The sequence below is a fragment of the Pseudomonas sp. NFPP28 genome, assembly GCF_900115535.1.
Lineage (GTDB): Bacteria > Pseudomonadota > Gammaproteobacteria > Pseudomonadales > Pseudomonadaceae > Aquipseudomonas > Aquipseudomonas extremorientalis.
On sequence record NZ_FOWT01000005.1, the window covers coordinates 1 to 16850 of the forward strand.

The following is a 16850-nucleotide window of genomic DNA, read 5'->3' on the forward strand; positions in this document are numbered from 1 at the left end:
GCAACCTGCTCATGCAAAACCGCCCCGGCCCCGACATCGTCGCCGGCAATCGCCTGATGATCCAGGGCGACCACCACTACGACTACGACGCCTTCGGCAACCTGATTCGCGAACGACGCGGCAAAGGTCACGCACTCGTCACCGAATACCGCTACGACTGCCAGCACCGTCTGATCAGCATCACCCGACCTGACGGCCAGATCGCCAGCTACCGCTACGACCCGTTTGGGCGGCGTATCAGTAAAACCGTCGACGGCATCACCACCGAGTTCTTCTGGCAAGGCGACAAACTGATTGCCGAACACCACCAGGACCGCCACCGCAGCTACCTGTACGAACCGGACAGCTTTCGTCCGCTAGCCTTGCTGGAAGGCTTCGGCCCCAAGGAAACCAAGGCCTATCACTACCAACTTGACCATCTGGGCACCCCGCAGGAACTCACCGCCCCGGATGGCGAAATCGTCTGGTCCGCGCATTACCGCGCCTACGGGGAAATCACCCGCCTCGACATCGGAAAAGTCGACAACCCGCTGCGTTTCCAGGGTCAGTATTTCGATCAGGAAAGCGGACTGCACTACAACCGCCATCGCTACTACAATCCGGATGTTGGTCGGTACCTGACGCCGGATCCGGTGAAGCTGGCGGGTGGGATCAATGCCTACCAGTACGTGCCCAATCCTACGGGATGGGTGGATCCTTTAGGACTGAGTGCCTGTCCAGGTGGAGATAAGTGCAAACCAACCACCGAAGTTAAAGAACCAGAAACTAAAGCAAATACCAATGAGGGCGAACCATTCAGCCCCTCGACCTCAAATACCCCACCTAAAATGGGATACCACAAAGAAACCTATGCAAATAAACCAATTAAACCGGAAGAAACCGTCCGGAAGTGGGATGAGTTTCTAGGGCCAGGTCCTCACACGAACATCAATCCACGCACTGGAAAACCCGATCGCGACAGGATTGTTTCCGGTGATGCAAAAAGAAGTATTCGTTATGGCTCTCACGAAATGAGCAGCAAACCAAGCAAGCATCACTACCATGAGGAGACATGGACACTTGAGCTTAAAACCAGCACCATAAATGTAGACAACACCGTTGTTAGAGTCCCACTACCGAAGAAGTGAAATGAAGATAAAAATTATCGAGGCGATGCCTGACGCGGAAACTTTGCTTGTGAGTTTCCACTCACCTGCGGGTAGCGGCACAGCTTTATGGGTGGGCATCGCGCCAAATTTAGGCGATGAGGTGGATGTCGAGTTCGACCTGGATGAAATTTTCTCTTGGGGGAAAAACATTACCCCCTCCTCCAGTAAAGTTCCGAAAATATCCCATACAAACGGCGTCACTCAAATAACAGCTGAGCTGATTCACGCCTCGGACAAAGATTGTGCAGCACTAAAGCTTGGCGGCTCAGTACTCCTGATTGAGCTAGACGGCCCCGTCACTCAAAAATCAGGCTATGTTGACGTGAGAGCAACCAGAGTCCTGTTGTATCCAACAAACATTTAATACCTTCTACCTCAGAGCCAAGAATGGGCAATATTTACATCGAGATGCCTGCAAACTCATCAACCATAAGAAAAGTAATCGACCTAAACATCTTTGCGGTCAAAAGCCGAACAGGCCTCTTTTTTTTATTCTAGCTGATTAGAACCCATCCATTAATCCCTCACCCCCACGCCACCACCAACAACCCCACCCCCAACACCAGACACAACGGCGAATAAAAATACGTATCCCACCTCGCAAACCTCGACCCACCGACCTTCTTGAAGAACCCCACCAACTCCGAATCTCCAATTGCACGGGCAAACATCAGTACGGCAATCGCGCTGATGCCCCACTGCAACGCCCCATGGGATACCGCCGAGAAGTACAACCCGGCGCGCAGGCACACCAGCAGTGCAATGGCCACCAACCCCATCGCGACCAGGAACGTGCCCAGTGCCGAGGGCTTGAATGCAGGTCTGGGTCCGTTGGCAAATTCGCCGGGCAGTTGGGGAATGGCGGCCTGGAAGCCGAGTTTGCCGCCGGCGGCCCAGTACAGGTGGACCATGCTGATGCAGGTAAAAACGCCGACAATCCATCGTGCGACAACGAAGCTCATGGCTGGCTCTCCCTGAAAAGGTGCGAAACAGGATAGTCGCCCTGAGATTTTTTGCAGGCATTTCGTCGGCGGCTGATGGTAAAGTGCCGCCCCATGAAACTTGCCCGTGCCGACCGCTCGCTCATTGCCTGGATGCTCTACTGCTGCGTCCTGTTCAATGTGTTCGCCTGCAGTATCGGGCATGGGCAGATGGTCGGGATGCAGCTCAATGGCATCGGCGGTCAGTTTTGTACGGTGGACCCACGTACCCAGGCGCCCAAGCCGTCCAATTCCACTGAAGAGAATTTGCCGACGCTGTCCAAGGCGTTTGGCTGCCCGCTGTGTTCCACCGGCGGCATGGGCCCGGCGCTGAGTTCCAGCCTGAACGTGGCGGTGTTGCCACAGCCCCATGCTCCACCGCCGGCCATCGTCCTGGCTGCCGATATCCCTGCCCGCTTCACCTGGCCTGCGGCCAATCCGCGCGCGCCGCCTGCCTTCGCCTGATGCCTTCGCTTTCCGATCTGCACTGAGTACCGTTTCCGCAAGGAAGTACGGGCGGCTGTGCATTGTTTTCAAGCCAAGTTTTTCAGGATTCAACCATGAAACATCTACCCCTGTTGGCAGGCCTGTTCGGCTGCCTGCCTGTCTGCGCCTGGGCCCTTGAGTTGGCCCCGACCACCATCGATGGCGAGCAAGCCGCCGAACCCGGCCTGGCCCTGGATCAATCCAGCAGCGTGGCGTCGCGGTTGGGCTTGAGCGTGCGGGAAACCCCGGCGTCGGTGGCCATCGCCAACCGCAGTGACATCGAGCGCCATGGCGCCAAGACCTTCCGCGATGCCGCCAACACCTTGCCCGGCGTCAACGCCAGCGCCCCGCCGGGGTTTGGCGGGTTTGTTTCCTATCGCGGCTTTACCAGCAGCCAGATCACCCAGATGTTCAACGGTATCAACGTCGCCACCGGCCTGGCCCGCCCCGTGGATGCGTGGATCTATGACCGGGTGGAACTGGTGGGCGGCCCCTCCTCGCTGATCAACGGCGCAGGCTCCGTGGGCGGCTCGCTCAACTACGTGACCAAGTTGGCCACCCGTGAGGAACAGGCCGCCGAAGGCCAGCTCACCTATGGCAGCTACAACACCGCCGGCATGGCCTTCGGCGTCAATCATGCCCTGACCGAACCTGGCGCCGAGGTGCAGCATTACGCACGCCTGGATGTGAGCCGCAACACCAACCACAGCTATATCGACCGCGATCAGCGCGACGCGTGGAGCCTGGCGTTTTCCCTGCTCAGTGACCTCACGCCCGACCTGTCCCACACCCTGGCGCTGGAATACCAGGATGAGCACGAAGACAGCCCCTACTGGGGCACACCGGTGCTCAACCCCAAGGCAGGCGAGTTGAAGATCGACAGACACAACCGCTTCAACAACTACAACGTCGCCGACGGGCGCTACGAACAACGCACGATCTGGGCGCGCTCGATCATCGACTACCGGCTCAACGACAGCACCACGCTGAAAAACACCCTTTACCATTTGGACAGCCAACGCGATTACCGCAACCTGGAAACCTATCAGTACAACGCGAACAACACGGCGGTAAACCGCTCGACGGCCTATCAGGTACGTCATCAGGGCGAACAAAACGGCAACCAGTTCGAACTGCGCCACGACGATAGCCTCTTCGGCCTGTCGACTACCTGGTCCGGCGGCTTCGAGTACAAAGTCAACAGCACCACCAACACTCCGTGGAATGTGCCAGGCAACAGCACGGTAGACCCGAACAACTTCGACCCCGGACACTTCTTTGACCTCCCGCGGACCCGGGAACGCTTCGGCAAGGACAAGACCAACGAAGTCACCACCAAGGCACTGTTCGTGGAAAATCGCCTGGGCCTTACCGACACATTGTCGCTGCTGACTGGCCTGCGTTATGACGCTATCGACCTGGATGTGACCAACCACCGTGCGATAACCGCCACCAACCCCCGCCACTTCAAACGCAACTGGGAACCGGTGACCGGCCGTGTGGGCCTGACCTATCAGTTCATCCCAACGGCTAATGTGTATGTGCAATACAGCACCGCCGCCGAGCAACCGAACACCACCACGCAAGTGTTTGATGTCTCGACGGGCAAGCAGTGGGAAGTGGGCAGCAAATTCGACTACCTGGACGGGCGCGGCTCGGCCACCGTTGCCGCATACAAGATCGAGCGCAAGGACTTTGCCGTCACCGACCCGCAGGACCCCACCAACAGCATTCCGGTCGGTGCGCAGTCATCCAAGGGGATCGAACTGGCCAGCTCGCTGCGCATCACGCCAAGGCTGCTGGCGGAAGGCAACTTCGCCTGGGTGGATGCCGAGTACGATGACTTCAACGAGAAAATCGCCAGTGGCGCCGTGGTGTCGCGCAAGGGCAACACGCCAACCAACGTGCCCAAGCGCGTGGGGAATCTGTGGCTGACCTATGATTTTGCCGAGGACTGGCAAGGGGGTGTGGACGCGCGATATGTAACCCAGGTGTATGCAGACAACGCCAACACCCAGACAGTGCCGGCCTACACCCTGTTCGGAACGTTCCTGCGCTATAAGGTGGATTCGCACACCTCGGTGACGGGCCGGGTGCGCAACTTGACGAATGAGGTGTATGCCGAGTTTGCCCATGTGTCGCCGGCGTATTACTTGGGCTCACCACGAACCTTTGAGTTGGCGGTGCAGACCCGGTTCTGATCCTGGAATGCAACTAAATGTGGGAGGGAGCTTGCTCCCGATAGTGTTGGAGCAGTCAACCATGCGGTGACTGACTCGCTGCAATCGGTAACAACCCCCTCCCACACTTGCTTCACATTGAACTTAAAGATCCGTGGTTATTTCAGGCTCACCTCAACCTTCTGCGCCACATCCTCAGTCAACCAGGCCTTCCACACCTCGGGATGCTCCTTGAGAAACGCCTGGGCCACCTCACGTGGCGCCGTGTGGTTCTCACTCATGCTCGCTAATGCCTTGTTCAACGGCTCAATCGGAAACTCGACCTTCTCGAAAAACTGCGCAATCTGCGGATGCTCTTTCTGGAACGGCGTCGAGACCCCGATACTCAACTTCGACGCCAACGACCGGGTCGGCTTCGGATCAGGGTTATCCGCATCCGTCAGGGTTTTCCACGCCTCGGCATCAAACGGCGGCTCTTCCAGCTGGATCAACTTGTAACGCCCCATCAGCGGCGTCGGCGACCAGTAATAGAACAGCACCGGCTTGCCGCGCCGGATCGATGAAGCGATCTCCGCGTCCAGTGCCGCGCCCGAGCCACTGCGGAAGTTCACGTAGCTGTCGTCCAGGTCGTAGGCCTTGAGCTTCTGTTTGTTGACCACTTCCGAGGTCCAGCCGATGGGGCTGTTGAGAAAGCGCCCCTTGCCGGGGGATTCGGGGTCCTTGAACACATCCTTGTAGCGTGCCAGGTCCTTCACGCTCTTGAGGTCCGGCGCCAGGGGCTTGATACCTTTGGCGGGGTCGCCCTTGACTACGTATTCCGGCACCCACCAGCCTTCGGTCGCACCCTTGACCGTGTCACCCAGGCCCACCACTTTGCCTTCGGCCTCGGCCTTGACCCACACCGGGCTGCGGCCGGCCCACTCTTCGCCGATCACCTGGATGTCGTTCTTTGCCAGGGCGGTTTCCAGTGTGATGGTGGTGCCGGGCAAGGTATCGGTGGGCAGGTCGTAGCCCTTCTCGACAATCACCCGCAGCACTTCGGTGATCAGGCTGCCGCTTTCCCAGTTCAGGTCGGCAAAATGTACCGGCGCCTCGGCGGCGCTTACCGGCAACGTGGCCACTGACAGCCCCAGGGTCGTCAGGGACGCAGCCAACAGCGTTTTCAATCCTTTCATGCCTTCGCACCTCGCGATATCGCAGCCAATGGCGGACGGCTTTGCTGCGTATGCGCGAAGCCTCTGAATAGTTAAGTCAACTCAACTGTAGTAGAGGTTCCGGGAGATAACGGGTGTTCGCGTTTTTTTGCTGATTATTCACTGGCCTTGAAGGTGACCAGTTCGCCTTTGCGCCATTTGGCGGCCTTGCCGGTCACAGCCTTCAGGGTTTTGGTCAGGCCTTCCTGCAATTGCTCGTTGGCGGCGAACACCAGCATCACGCTGTGGCCTTCCTTGAACACGATGCCCTGGCCTTCGGCCGACGACACAAAGGCGTAGTCGCCCAGGCCATACACCGTCAACTTGATGTCGCGGAACTTCAATTCGAACTTGCCGCCCTCACGACTGGGCAATACCGCTGCACGAAAATGGTCGCCGACCTTGAGCTCAAGGCGTGGTTTGTCATCCACCACCATCGCCGCCTCGGTATCGATTTCGGCGATGTAAATGCCCTCCGGCGTCTGCTCGGTGATGTAGACAAAACGGGACTGGAACTGTTTGACCAACTTTGCGCGCAAATCACCCAGCACGAACAACGCGTGCATATCCAGATTACTGACTGCCAAGGAAACGCCCCCACATGGAAAAGAGCGCTGTCCGCCAGAGCGGGCAGCACAAAAAACGGCCATCACGGCACGATCACACAACTCATTCTTTGAAAAACTGAAGAAAATCCTGCTGTCGAGCCGAAAGACTAGTACAGACATGCGCGATGGGCCTTGTGCAAGGTCATCAGGCGCCACAGGAGATCACAGGTTCAACGGCCCGAGAATACGGGTCGACCAACTTCAGAGAATAACCCAATTAAAAATGCAGTTTTCCTACATGCATACACAAATAAACACGTTGTCATGGAACCGGACGCTGACTGCTGACGACAATACTAAAACAGCAGCATGGATCAAGACCACTCAAAACGCTGCAATCCAGTCATCCCGCAAGATCGAAAAGGAGCAGGCCATGCAACGATCACCCTACAGCGCTATGTCTTCGCAAACCCGTTCATCCTGTCAGGACGAGGCCCAATACTACCGCTTGAACAGCTTCGAGGGGTACCCGGATTCGGTTCTTTACCAAGTTGTACCTGCCGGCCGGAACTTCTTCCACGTGCGCGAAGTGCTCAGTGGCCGCATCAAAGGCTTCCGCAGCGACCATGTCAAGGCCTGCGAACTGGCCAAAAAACTCGAAGCCGTGTTGCACGCCCAACATGGAGCTATCGTTTCGTCCGCCCGGTAACTTTACCGCGCCGCCGACCCGCAACAACTGCCATACTGGCCCGTCCACTGAAGTTTGCGCCCCACGGGCCAGGTTTCTCCAGTGCAGTTATCTCCAAGGGAAGGCTCTACGTGACGGAATTTGATATCGGCGAATTTTTCATCCATGGCGACGCAAGGGAAGTAGACGGTGAGTTTCAAGCAGTGATCGTGATGCGGGCCAAGCCACCGCTGACCACTGTCACCACGCACCAAGTGGAAAAAGACCGCTGGTTCAAAACCGTCGACGCAGCCGCCGCCGCTGCAAAAGAGGCCGCCAGGGCGTTAAAGACTGCTGTGGATGCCGGGGCCCTTAATTCCTGAACATTCGATAGAACTCCGCCGCGCTACAACCCTCCCATGCATAACGCCCCCCTGCATGGAGAACGAAATGGACGCGCCAATCCCCACCCTTGAAACCCTGTTTGAACAATTGGGCCTGGATTCAACCCCGGACGCCATCGATGCATTTATCGTCGCCCATCCGTTGCCTGAAGACGTGAAACTGATCGATGCGCCATTCTGGTCTGCACAACAAGCCAGCTTTCTCAAGGAAGAACTGCGTGACGACGCCGAATGGGCTATCGCGGTGGATGAGCTGAACCAGCGCCTGCATCAATCGCAATAAACAGCCCTCAATGCAGGCTGTCTGACTGCTCCAGGCGCATCAGAGCCTGCCAGGCAGCCCTGCACTCCTCTGCCTCATCGCGACTGGCAAACGCCGTGCCGCGCTGCTCACCGTTGAGCAATACCACCCAACAGGCCTTTTGACCCAATGCCCGCAAGGCATGCGGTACACCACTGCCAATCATCACGGCGACATCGACTTTGTTTTGCATGGCGCTTCTCCGCAGCATTAGTTAGCTGGCTAACAATGTTGCCCATGCTACGGTTTTACGTCCGCTTGAAAAAGCTATTCCCGGAATAGCTCCCTTGCATAAACGGCAATAATCCTAACGTCAGCCTTTCGCGGCCTCGGGCTTGTAACCCAGGCGCAAACCGCCCCAGTGCCGGCCCTTGACCATGATCGGCACCGACAGATCGTGCATCAGCTCACCCGTGTCGCGGGTATAGGTTTGCAACAACACCGCCTGCTGATGGCTGCCGCAGCGGATTCCGGTACGGTCTTCAAACTTGCGTTTGGTGCGGTTCTGCACGGCGTCCACCTGCGCATCGCCGGTCAGCGCCTGGGAAAAAGCCTTGTTGTGGGTCGGCACATAGCCCTGGGGCGTGCAGGCAATGGCGAACACTAACCCTTCATGACGCGGCAACAGCGCCTCCTGGATCGCTGGCAATACCTGGTCGGTATAGCCGTCGAAGCGGGTGTGGTACTTGATTGGGCTGGTATTGGCGATCGGCGTATAGCTGCGGTCGAACAGGTCGTCCAGGCTGATGCGGTTCTGTTGCACATCGGCTTCGAATTGCGCGGCAATCCGACTGGCACCTTCGCGGGCCAGGTCATAGATGCGCTGGTGATAGTCATCCAGCCCGACTTCCGCCAGGCGCTCGCTGATGGTTTCGGCCTGGCCTTCCATTTGTACGGCAGCATCAGCCAGCTGGCGGGTTTGCTGATCGCTGACGGCCAGGTCGCTGCGCATCTGCTCAACGGCATGGAACAGGCTGTCGAGCTGGGTGCGGTTGGTGTCGGTACCCTGGGCGATTTCATTGACCTGGCCTTCCACATCCGCCGCCAGGCTGGCGATATTTTGCAGTTGCTCGCCAGCGTGCTCTACCTGCTCGACACCGGTGTGCAGGTCCGCCGAGAGCTGGCGAATCTGCTCTACCACCTGAGCAGTGCGTTGCTGGATGTCGGCCACCATCACACCGACTTCATCGGTGGCCGTGGCAGTACGCCCGGCCAACCCACGCACTTCATCCGCCACCACGGCAAACCCGCGACCATGCTCACCGGCCCGCGCCGCTTCAATCGCCGCGTTCAGCGCCAGCAGGTTGGTCTGGCTGGCGATGGACTGGATCACCAGGGTCACCCGCTGGATTTCCTCGCTGCGCTGGCTCAAGGCCTCAATCAACTCACGGCTGGCATTGGCCCGCTGGCTGAGCTGGTGCATGCGGCTGATCGACTGAGCCAGCACTTCACGGCCTTCGGTGCTGCGCTGATGGGCCTGGCTCGCAGCCCCCAACGCCTCACGGCTGAGCTGGGAGGTGACTTTTTCGGTGCCGATCATCACCTCGGCACTGCTGACGATCTGCCTGGCCGCGCTCAACTGCGACTGCAGGCGCGCCGCCAGTTGCTTGACCGAATAGGCCACGCCGGCGGCGGAAAGTGCGTTGTGGCTGGTGGTATACGACAGGTCACGAGTCAACTCGCCAATGGCATCGGCGGCGTCGAAAGCTGCAATCACTGATGTGCGATTTTTCAGGCGAGGCAGCCAGATCACCAATAGGACCAGTGGCAGGCAAAGGTAGAGCGGCAAGCTGGCGAACGCTAGGCCCAGCAGTACCAGCACCAGGGCGGTGCTCTGCAACAACGGCGTGAGCCAGCCGGGCAGCCCGCGCGCCACCGGTTGCGGTGACACGGCTGCGCCCATCAGAGGTCCGTCTCCAGCCATCTTCGTTACCCCACTGCTTGTCATTATTGTCACTGCATTAAACGCCACTATCGGGCCATTATCCATGGGCCTTTAGTGGGGTAGCTTGCAGCAGATCAATAGACAGGGTGTAACGGATCTTGCCCTGGGGAACCGCGTGGCGGCCCCCCAGCTTCAACGCATCAGGCTTGGCGCTGGTGCTTGTCGATCTGCTCGTGGCGCTCTTGCGCTTCGATGCAGTACTTGGTGGTGGGGCTGATCAGCAGGCGCTTGAGGCCGATAGGCTCGCCGCTGTCGTCACACCAGCCAAAGGAATCTTCCTTGATGCGCTCCAACGCGCGCTCAAGCTGCGGCAGCATGCGCTGGTCGCGGTCGATGGCGTTGACCAGCCAGGTACGCTCTTCTTCAACGGAAGCGGCGTCGGCCGGGTCGGCCGGGGTGTCCAGGCTTTCAATGGCGATACGGTTCTGTTCAATGCGCTCGTGGTGTTCCACTTTCATGTCTTGCAGCAACTTCTCGAAAAAAGCGTGCTGTTCGGCATTCATGTAGTCATCCGCCGGCATGGCCAGCAACTTTTCCTTTGTCATTGATTTCTCTATAAAAAATACGTGCATTAAGGCGAATAAGGGAGCGTTCCGGAAGGCCTCTGCAGGTCTCGGAAAGGCGCCGTCCATTTCAAGCGCCACCCGGCACTCAATTTACGAGGGGCGGCAGTCTAAGGCCGACTTGAGGGCGCAGCAACTGAAATGACAGGCATTTTTTCCCGGATAACCCCAAAAGGCACCAGGAAGGGCTTGGCGAATGGTTATCGGAGTGCGTTTATAGCAGGAAAGTTCGTGAAGCAGCTATAAGCCGCAAGCGGCAAGCGACAAGCTGCAAACATCAGCATGCTTGCAGCTTGAGGCTTGCCGCTGCGCCTCAGCGCTTGAGCTTGCGCTTGTTGCGGTATTGGTCGATGACCACAGCCACCACAATGATCAGCCCCTTGATGATGTCCTGGATATACGCATCCACCCCGACAAAGGTAAACCCGCTGGCCATCACCCCGAGGATCAGCGCGCCGATCACCGTGCCGGTAATGCGCCCTACCCCGCCCGCCAGGCTGGTACCGCCAATGACCGCTGCGGCAATCGCATCCAGTTCATAGGACATGCCCATGCCCGCCTGCCCGGTCGCAGCGCGTGCCGAAGCCACCACCCCGGCCAGACCTGCCAGCAGACCGGCGATGCTGTACACGATGATCAGGTGGCGCTTGACGTTGATCCCAGAGGTGCGCGCCGCCTGCATGTTGCCGCCGATGGCGTAGGTGTACTTGCCGTACTTGGTGTAGCGCAGGGCTATGTGGAAGATCACCGCCACCACCAGGAAGATGATCACCGGCATCGCGCCGTGGCCAATGGCCGTGTACGAGTCCGAGAGCATGCTCACCGGCTGGCCTTCGGTGTAGTAACGCGCCAGGCCACGGGCCGAGACCATCATGCCCAGGGTGGCAATGAACGGCGGAATGCCGGTGACAGCAATGATGCTGCCGTTGATCGCCCCCGCCAACAGTCCTACGCCCAGCCCCATGGCCACTGGAATCCATACCGGCAAGTCGGTCAGGCTGGGGAACACCGCCCGGGAAAAATCGGACGTCTGCGCCAAACTGGCAGCAATCATCGCCGAAAGTGCCAGCACCGAGCCCGAAGACAGATCGATCCCCGTCGTGATGATCACCTGTGTCACGCCAATTGCCAGCAGGCCGATGATCGACACTTGCAGGATCATCAGCACCAGGCGCTGGGAGTTCATCAGGAAGCTCTGGTCGCGCACGATCCAGCCGAACAATTCAAACACCAGGCCAATGCCGATCAGCACCAGGAAGATGCTCAGCTCGGTGGGCATGCGTCGACGACTTTTGGTTGGCACCGTCGCAGGTTTGTTATCCGTTATTGCGTTCATAGCCCATCACCTTTTTATTCTGTACGTCAGTGGACTGCGGTCATCCCGGAGGCCAACTGCATGACTTTTTCCTGGGTCGCATCGCTGCGGTTCAGGGTGCCCATCAATTCGCCCTCGTGCATCACCATGACCCGGTCGCTCATGCCCAGCACTTCGGGCAACTCGGAAGAAATCATGATCACCGCCATGCCTTCGCTGGCGAGGAACGAGATCAGCCGGTAGATCTCGGCCTTGGCGCCCACGTCGATGCCCCGTGTCGGTTCATCGAGGATCAGCAGGCGCGGGTTGGTCATCAGCCAGCGCGCGAGCAAGGCCTTCTGCTGGTTGCCGCCGGACAAGGTGTCGATGCACTGCTCAAGGGACGGGGTTTTCACCCGCAGCTTCTTGCACATGTCTTCGCACAGCGCCCGCAGGGCTTTCTGCTGGATAAAGCCGTTGCCGGTGTAGTGCGGCAGCACCGCCATTTCCATGTTTTCCAGCACCGACAGGCACGGGAACAGGCCACTGAGCTTGCGGTCCTCGGTCAACAGGGCAAAACCTTTCTCGATGGCCATGTGCGGGTCGGTAATGCGCACCGCCTTGCCATCCAGGATGATCTGGCCGCCGCTGCTGGGGGTGATGCCGAAAATGGTTTCGGCCACGTTGGTACGGCCCGAGCCCATCAACCCGGCGATGCCGAGGATCTCGCCGGCATGCAGATCGAAGGACACGTCCTTGAACACGCCGTCCAGGCTAAGGTCGCGTACCGACAGCAGCAGATCGCCGATGGGCGTCTCGCGCACCGGGAACAATTGGCTCAGCTCACGGCCGACCATCATCGAGATCAGGCTGTCGCTGTTCATGCTGTCGGCGCGCTGCAGGCCGATGTACTGGCCGTCGCGGAACACCGCCACTTCATCGGCGATGGCGAACACTTCGTTCATTTTGTGCGTGATGTAGACGATGCCTTTGCCCTGGGCCTTGAGGTCGGCAATGATCGAAAACAGATGGGCCACTTCCTTCTCGGTAATGGCCGAGGTCGGCTCATCCATGATCAGGATATCGGAGTCATAGGACACCGCCTTGGCAATCTCGACCATCTGCCGTTCGGCGATGCTCAGGTTGCCCACGTGTTCCTCGGGGTCCAGGTTGATGCGCAGGCGCGCCAGCAACTCGGCGGTGCAGCGATGCATTTCGCGGTGGTTGACCATGTGCAGGCTGTTGAGCTGCTCGCGGCCGATCCAGATGTTCTCGGCGATGCTCATGTGCGGCATCAGGTTGAGTTCCTGGTGGATCATCGCGATCCCGGCCTTCTGGGCCGCCAGGGGGGTTTCAAACACAATCGGCTTGCCGCGCAGGCGAATCTCGCCGGCATCGGGCTGGTAGATGCCAGCGATGATTTTCATCAGCGTCGACTTGCCCGCACCGTTCTCGCCCATCAGCGCCAGCACCGTGCCAGGGCGAACGCGCAACTGCACGTCGGCCAGGGCCACGACGCCGGGAAAGCCTTTGCTGATGTTGACGATTTCCAGCAGGTAGGGTTCGTCCAGCGGCAGCGGCTGGATACCGGGAGGCTGCGAGACAGCGGCTTGAGCGAGCATAGGGAGGTACTCCATCGGCAAGGCGGGCACGACCGCCCTGCCGGCTTATTGTTGTTATGTAGGGACTACTTGAAGTCTTTGACGTTGTCCGGGGTGATCAGCTGGAACGGGATCACCACGTTCTGCTCGATGGGCTCGTTCCGGGCCATCTTGCGCGCGGTCTCCACCGACTTGTCCGCCTGGCCCTTGGCATCCTGGAAGGCCGACACGGTCATGTCCCCCTTGGTGATCGCATTCAAGCCGTCCGGCGTGCCATCGACACCAGCGATCAACACGCCCTTCTTGCCCGCCGATTTCAGCGCCATGGACGCGCCAATGGCCATTTCATCGTTGTTGGCCAACACCGCGTTGAATTCACGGCCCTGGGTCAGCCAGTCGTTGACCAGGGTCATGCCCTTGTCACGCAACCAGATCCCGGTCTGTTCCTGTTCGATCTTGATGCCCGGGTATTGGGTCAGGACTTCCTTGACCCCCTTGGTGCGGTTAGTGGTGGAGTTGTTCGCCAGATCGCCCAGCAGGATCACGATATTGCCCTTGCCGCCGAGCTTTTCGGCGATGTACTGCATCTGCAGCTTGCCGGCCTCGACGTCGTCGGAGGTCACCGCCGCTACGCCCGGCGCCAGGGTCGGGCTGTCAGGACGGCGGTTGACGAACACCAGGGGGATTTTCGCCGCCGTGGCGGCCTTGATGATGTTGGCTGTCGACGCGGTGTCCACCGGGTTGACGATGATCGCGTCGACTTTCTGGCTGATAAAGTTCTCGACCTGGCTCAACTGCTTGACCACGTCGGCACGGGCATCTTCGAACTGCAACTGCACGCCGTCACCCTTGGGGTAGGACTTGGCTTGCTTGTCCATGTCTTCGCGCAGGTAGGTGAGGAAGGTGTCATCGAAGGCGGACATGCTCACGCCTATCTTGAGATCGGCAGCTGCGGCAACACCGCTGGCGAGCAGCATGGACAAGGCCAGCGCGGTAAAACGGATCGGGGTCTTCATGAACGGTCTGTCTCCACTTTCTTGTTGGTTTTCTGGACGTTGCGTTTATCAGAGCTCGGCAGGCAGCCGGACGACCGGCGCGCCGGGAATGCAGCAGACCAGCGCGCCCTGGTTTTCGACGCACAGCACATTAAGGAAGGAGAAGTAGAACGGCCGAGCGCGGGGCAGTCCGCGTGGCGTGTGGGCAGGGCGTAAAACTCGCAGTACAGCGTTGAAGATTTTCATCTGACGGTACCTGGTTGTTTTTGATCTTGTTTTTGTTGAGTCGCCAGGATCGAGTCCGGACGTACTTTCTGCAACCTGGAAAAGACTTTATTGGAAAATAATTTCCATATCAACATTATTTAGAATTTTGTTCTATTTTTATCGAAATCTCCTACGGCAGAGCTGTCTCGATCACTTGTCGGCGCTCCGCGCTCAGGCGCGCGGCGTCCAACAGGCGAGTGGTTTCCAGCGCCTCATGCGCATCCACCGGCAGCGGTCCCTGCCCTTGCACGGCTATTTGCAACTGGCGATAGAACTGCGTCCAGCAGCCTTTCTCCGACGGCACTCGCTCGCGTTCCGCGCCTTGCTCGAACCAGCCCCAGCGTCGGTGTTCCTCTGCCCCCCAATGCTCGCCTTCGGTTTTCGGTGACTTGCCGGCCATCAACGCTTCTTCCTGACCGTCCAGGCCGTCGACGGTGTAGCAACCGGCGGTGCCACTGACTCTGAAACGCGGGGCCTGGCAGTTCTGCAAGGCATTGCCCCACAAGTGCGAGATGACGCCGTTGGCATGGGTCAGGGAGACAAAAAAACCGTGGTCCACCGTGGGGTGTTCGGCGGTGTAGTGCAACTGGGCGAACACCCGATGCACCGGGCCGAACAGTTGCAGGGCCTGATCGACCAGGTGGCTGCCCAAGTCGCGCAGCCAGCCGCCACCGCTGGCGTTGCCCACGGCTTGCGGGCTGTAGCGTTCCACGCGGGATTCAAAGCGGGTGATTGTGCCCAGGGCGCCGGCATTGATGAGTTTGCGCAGGGTCAGGTAGTCCGAGTCCCAGCGCCGGTTCTGGTAGACGCTGAGCAGCGAGCCCTGGCGTTCGGCGGCTGTGATCAATGCCTGGGCCTGTTCGGCGCTGGCGGCGAAGGGTTTGTCGCTGACCACGGTTACGCCGTGTTCGATGGCCTCGAGTACCAGCGCGGGGCGGCCCTTGAGGGTGGTGGAGATGACCAGGGCGTCGACGCCGGCTTCGACGATCTGGCCGATGGAGTCGAAGGCCTTGAGGCCTGGGTGGTCGGTTGCCAGTTGCTGGCGGCGTTCCGCAGACCTGGTGACCACGCCGACAAATGTGGCACCGGCCAATGTGGCAATCAGCGGCGCATGAAAGAAGCGCCCTCCATGGCCGTAGCCGACTAGTCCGATTCGCATACCTACACTCCTTGCTTGAAGTGAAAACCCGATTCAAATGTGGGAGGGGGCAAGCCCCCTCCCACATTTTTCACAGCATTTCTTCAGTGATTCAGCCGTAGAAACGTGGGCGATCCGGCAAGCTCACCTTCACAATCTGCTCACTGCCCTGCGCTTCAATACACGCATCCGCCGCCACCGCTGCGGCAAAGCCATCCCACGCCGACGGCCCACCGACCTGCCCGGCGCGCACACTGTCGATGAACGCCTGCAATTCCACGTCATACGCACCGATAAACCGATCCTTCCAGTCCATCAGGATCGCGTTGGACAGCTTCGCGCCACTGCGCAGTTGCACCTGGGAAGGCTCCGGCAGCTTGGCGATGCCGGTCTCCCCCACCACTTCACACTGGATGTCGTAGCCGTACTGGCAATTCACAAACACTTCCACGTCGATGCGCGTGCCCTTGGCGGTTTCCAACAGCACGATCTGCGGGTCACGCAGGTGGGCCAGGGCCTTGCTGGATTTGCGCGGGAACACCACCTGCACCGACACGTAGTCGTCATTGAGCAGCCAACGGAGCACATCCAGTTCGTGGATCAAGGTGTCGGTGATCGCCATGTCGGTCTTGTAGTTTTCGCCCACCGTCGGGTTACGGTGCGCGCAGTGCAGCATCAGCGGCTCGCCGATCTGGCCGCTGTCGATCACGGCCTTGAGTGCGCGATAGCCTTCGTCATACGGGCGCATGAAGCCGACCTGCACCAGGCGCTTGCCGTAGGCGACTTCGGCGTCGACGATCCTGCGACAGCCCTCGGCGGTGACCGCCAGGGGTTTCTCGCAGAACACCGGTTTGCCGGCGGCAATCGCTGCGAGCACAAACTCTTCGTGGCTCGGTCCCCAGGACGTCACCAGCACGGCCTCGACCTGCGGCGAGTTGATCAGCGCATGGCCGTCGGCGTACACCTCGGCGTCCAGCTTCAAATCGGCGACGACCTTGGCGGCCTGCTCCAGGTTGATGTCAGTCACCGCCACCACCTGGCTGTTGAGCAAGGTCTGGCTGCAACGACGGATATGGTCCCGGCCGATAGCGCCTGTACCGATGACACCTAGCTTCAAAGACATACAAACACTCCTCTTGT

At 59.3% G+C, this 16850-nt stretch carries 19 protein-coding genes; 7 read left to right on the forward strand and 12 right to left on the reverse strand.

Annotated features, from left to right (window positions below; all coding sequences use genetic code 11):
- Together BM110_RS14030 and BM110_RS14035 are read left to right on the forward strand one after the other, a co-directional pair.
- Positions 1-1127 (forward strand): RHS repeat domain-containing protein (locus BM110_RS14030; protein WP_139220334.1); only part of this gene is annotated, 1127 nt, incomplete at its 5' end.
- A 1-nt stretch (position 1128) separates the two neighbouring features.
- Positions 1129-1512 carry a hypothetical protein gene (locus tag BM110_RS14035; RefSeq protein WP_093127005.1) on the forward strand — a complete coding sequence of 128 codons (384 nt, stop codon included), beginning with the start codon at positions 1129-1131 and terminating at the stop codon, positions 1510-1512.
- A 160-nt stretch (positions 1513-1672) separates the two neighbouring features.
- On the opposite strand, the gene BM110_RS14040 is transcribed toward BM110_RS14035, so the two are convergent.
- On the reverse strand, positions 1673-2110 hold the full coding sequence (locus tag BM110_RS14040) for a DUF3995 domain-containing protein (protein WP_058425721.1): 438 nt from the start codon (positions 2108-2110) through the stop codon (positions 1673-1675).
- Positions 2111-2203: 93 nt separating this feature from the next.
- Between BM110_RS14040 and BM110_RS14045 the strand changes: the two genes are divergently transcribed.
- Both BM110_RS14045 and BM110_RS14050 read left to right on the forward strand, forming a co-directional pair.
- Positions 2204-2593: a DUF2946 domain-containing protein gene (locus tag BM110_RS14045; RefSeq protein ID WP_058425722.1), complete on the forward strand. Its 390-nt coding sequence runs from the start codon at positions 2204-2206 to the stop codon at positions 2591-2593.
- Between the two features lie 95 nt (positions 2594-2688).
- Positions 2689-4815 carry a TonB-dependent receptor gene (locus BM110_RS14050; RefSeq protein ID WP_093513618.1) on the forward strand — a complete coding sequence of 709 codons (2127 nt, stop codon included), beginning with the start codon at positions 2689-2691 and terminating at the stop codon, positions 4813-4815.
- Between the two features lie 137 nt (positions 4816-4952).
- Here the strand turns inward: BM110_RS14050 and BM110_RS14055 are convergent, their stop codons facing one another.
- Together BM110_RS14055 and BM110_RS14060 are read right to left on the reverse strand one after the other, a co-directional pair.
- Positions 4953-5969, reverse strand: coding sequence for an ABC transporter substrate-binding protein (locus BM110_RS14055; protein ID WP_093513619.1), 1017 nt, complete (start codon positions 5967-5969; stop codon positions 4953-4955).
- 134 nt (positions 5970-6103) lie between these two features.
- On the reverse strand, positions 6104-6553 hold the full coding sequence (locus tag BM110_RS14060) for a hypothetical protein (RefSeq protein WP_050554011.1): 450 nt from the start codon (positions 6551-6553) through the stop codon (positions 6104-6106).
- 265 nt (positions 6554-6818) lie between these two features.
- Between BM110_RS14060 and BM110_RS29845 the strand changes: the two genes are divergently transcribed.
- The 3 genes from BM110_RS29845 to BM110_RS14075 all read left to right on the forward strand — a co-directional run bounded on the left by BM110_RS29845 (position 6819) and on the right by BM110_RS14075 (position 7889).
- Positions 6819-7244 carry a hypothetical protein gene (locus tag BM110_RS29845; protein WP_256575410.1) on the forward strand — a complete coding sequence of 142 codons (426 nt, stop codon included), beginning with the start codon at positions 6819-6821 and terminating at the stop codon, positions 7242-7244.
- Positions 7245-7354: 110 nt separating this feature from the next.
- The gene (locus BM110_RS14070) at positions 7355-7585 is read left to right on the forward strand and encodes a hypothetical protein (protein WP_093513620.1); all 231 of its coding nucleotides are present in this window, start codon (positions 7355-7357) and stop codon (positions 7583-7585) included.
- Positions 7586-7652: 67 nt separating this feature from the next.
- Positions 7653-7889: a DUF2789 domain-containing protein gene (locus tag BM110_RS14075; RefSeq protein ID WP_092245554.1), complete on the forward strand. Its 237-nt coding sequence runs from the start codon at positions 7653-7655 to the stop codon at positions 7887-7889.
- 7 nt (positions 7890-7896) lie between these two features.
- Here the strand turns inward: BM110_RS14075 and BM110_RS14080 are convergent, their stop codons facing one another.
- The 9 genes from BM110_RS14080 to BM110_RS14115 all read right to left on the reverse strand — a co-directional run bounded on the left by BM110_RS14080 (position 7897) and on the right by BM110_RS14115 (position 16833).
- Positions 7897-8100: a hypothetical protein gene (locus BM110_RS14080; RefSeq protein WP_071490052.1), complete on the reverse strand. Its 204-nt coding sequence runs from the start codon at positions 8098-8100 to the stop codon at positions 7897-7899.
- Between the two features lie 120 nt (positions 8101-8220).
- Positions 8221-9897, reverse strand: coding sequence for a methyl-accepting chemotaxis protein (locus BM110_RS14085; protein ID WP_371914794.1), 1677 nt, complete (start codon positions 9895-9897; stop codon positions 8221-8223).
- Positions 9898-9992: 95 nt separating this feature from the next.
- Entirely contained in the window at positions 9993-10397 is a 405-nt protein-coding gene (locus BM110_RS14090; protein WP_003191666.1) for a TraR/DksA family transcriptional regulator, read from the reverse strand.
- 331 nt (positions 10398-10728) lie between these two features.
- Entirely contained in the window at positions 10729-11751 is a 1023-nt protein-coding gene (locus tag BM110_RS14095) for an ABC transporter permease (protein ID WP_016975559.1), read from the reverse strand.
- Positions 11752-11777: 26 nt separating this feature from the next.
- On the reverse strand, positions 11778-13331 hold the full coding sequence (locus BM110_RS14100) for a sugar ABC transporter ATP-binding protein (RefSeq protein WP_092245559.1): 1554 nt from the start codon (positions 13329-13331) through the stop codon (positions 11778-11780).
- A 65-nt stretch (positions 13332-13396) separates the two neighbouring features.
- Complete coding sequence (locus BM110_RS14105) at positions 13397-14326, reverse strand: sugar ABC transporter substrate-binding protein (RefSeq protein ID WP_071490055.1); 930 nt, start codon at positions 14324-14326, stop codon at positions 13397-13399.
- Between the two features lie 48 nt (positions 14327-14374).
- On the reverse strand, positions 14375-14551 hold the full coding sequence (locus BM110_RS29590; protein ID WP_163033238.1) for a hypothetical protein: 177 nt from the start codon (positions 14549-14551) through the stop codon (positions 14375-14377).
- Between the two features lie 151 nt (positions 14552-14702).
- On the reverse strand, positions 14703-15731 hold the full coding sequence (locus tag BM110_RS14110) for a Gfo/Idh/MocA family protein (protein ID WP_093513622.1): 1029 nt from the start codon (positions 15729-15731) through the stop codon (positions 14703-14705).
- Between the two features lie 91 nt (positions 15732-15822).
- The gene (locus tag BM110_RS14115; RefSeq protein ID WP_092245565.1) at positions 15823-16833 is read right to left on the reverse strand and encodes a bifunctional inositol 2-dehydrogenase/D-chiro-inositol 1-dehydrogenase; all 1011 of its coding nucleotides are present in this window, start codon (positions 16831-16833) and stop codon (positions 15823-15825) included.
- Positions 16834-16850: the final 17 nt, after the last annotated feature.

Coding starts and splice junctions, on each gene's coding strand:
- BM110_RS14040 (WP_058425721.1), bottom strand. CDS start 2,110: ATGAGCTTCGTTGTCGCACGATGGATTGTCGGCGTTTTTACCTGCATC.
- BM110_RS14090 (WP_003191666.1), bottom strand. CDS start 10,397: ATGACAAAGGAAAAGTTGCTGGCCATGCCGGCGGATGACTACATGAAT.
- BM110_RS14050 (WP_093513618.1), top strand. CDS start 2,689: ATGAAACATCTACCCCTGTTGGCAGGCCTGTTCGGCTGCCTGCCTGTC.
- BM110_RS29590 (WP_163033238.1), bottom strand. CDS start 14,551: ATGAAAATCTTCAACGCTGTACTGCGAGTTTTACGCCCTGCCCACACG.
- BM110_RS14080 (WP_071490052.1), bottom strand. CDS start 8,100: ATGCAAAACAAAGTCGATGTCGCCGTGATGATTGGCAGTGGTGTACCG.
- BM110_RS14110 (WP_093513622.1), bottom strand. CDS start 15,731: ATGCGAATCGGACTAGTCGGCTACGGCCATGGAGGGCGCTTCTTTCAT.
- BM110_RS14085 (WP_371914794.1), bottom strand. CDS start 9,897: ATGGATAATGGCCCGATAGTGGCGTTTAATGCAGTGACAATAATGACA.
- BM110_RS14105 (WP_071490055.1), bottom strand. CDS start 14,326: ATGAAGACCCCGATCCGTTTTACCGCGCTGGCCTTGTCCATGCTGCTC.
- BM110_RS14115 (WP_092245565.1), bottom strand. CDS start 16,833: ATGTCTTTGAAGCTAGGTGTCATCGGTACAGGCGCTATCGGCCGGGAC.
- BM110_RS29845 (WP_256575410.1), top strand. CDS start 6,819: ATGCAGTTTTCCTACATGCATACACAAATAAACACGTTGTCATGGAAC.
- BM110_RS14045 (WP_058425722.1), top strand. CDS start 2,204: ATGAAACTTGCCCGTGCCGACCGCTCGCTCATTGCCTGGATGCTCTAC.
- BM110_RS14035 (WP_093127005.1), top strand. CDS start 1,129: ATGAAGATAAAAATTATCGAGGCGATGCCTGACGCGGAAACTTTGCTT.
- BM110_RS14055 (WP_093513619.1), bottom strand. CDS start 5,969: ATGAAAGGATTGAAAACGCTGTTGGCTGCGTCCCTGACGACCCTGGGG.
- BM110_RS14100 (WP_092245559.1), bottom strand. CDS start 13,331: ATGCTCGCTCAAGCCGCTGTCTCGCAGCCTCCCGGTATCCAGCCGCTG.
- BM110_RS14060 (WP_050554011.1), bottom strand. CDS start 6,553: ATGCACGCGTTGTTCGTGCTGGGTGATTTGCGCGCAAAGTTGGTCAAA.
- BM110_RS14075 (WP_092245554.1), top strand. CDS start 7,653: ATGGACGCGCCAATCCCCACCCTTGAAACCCTGTTTGAACAATTGGGC.
- BM110_RS14095 (WP_016975559.1), bottom strand. CDS start 11,751: ATGAACGCAATAACGGATAACAAACCTGCGACGGTGCCAACCAAAAGT.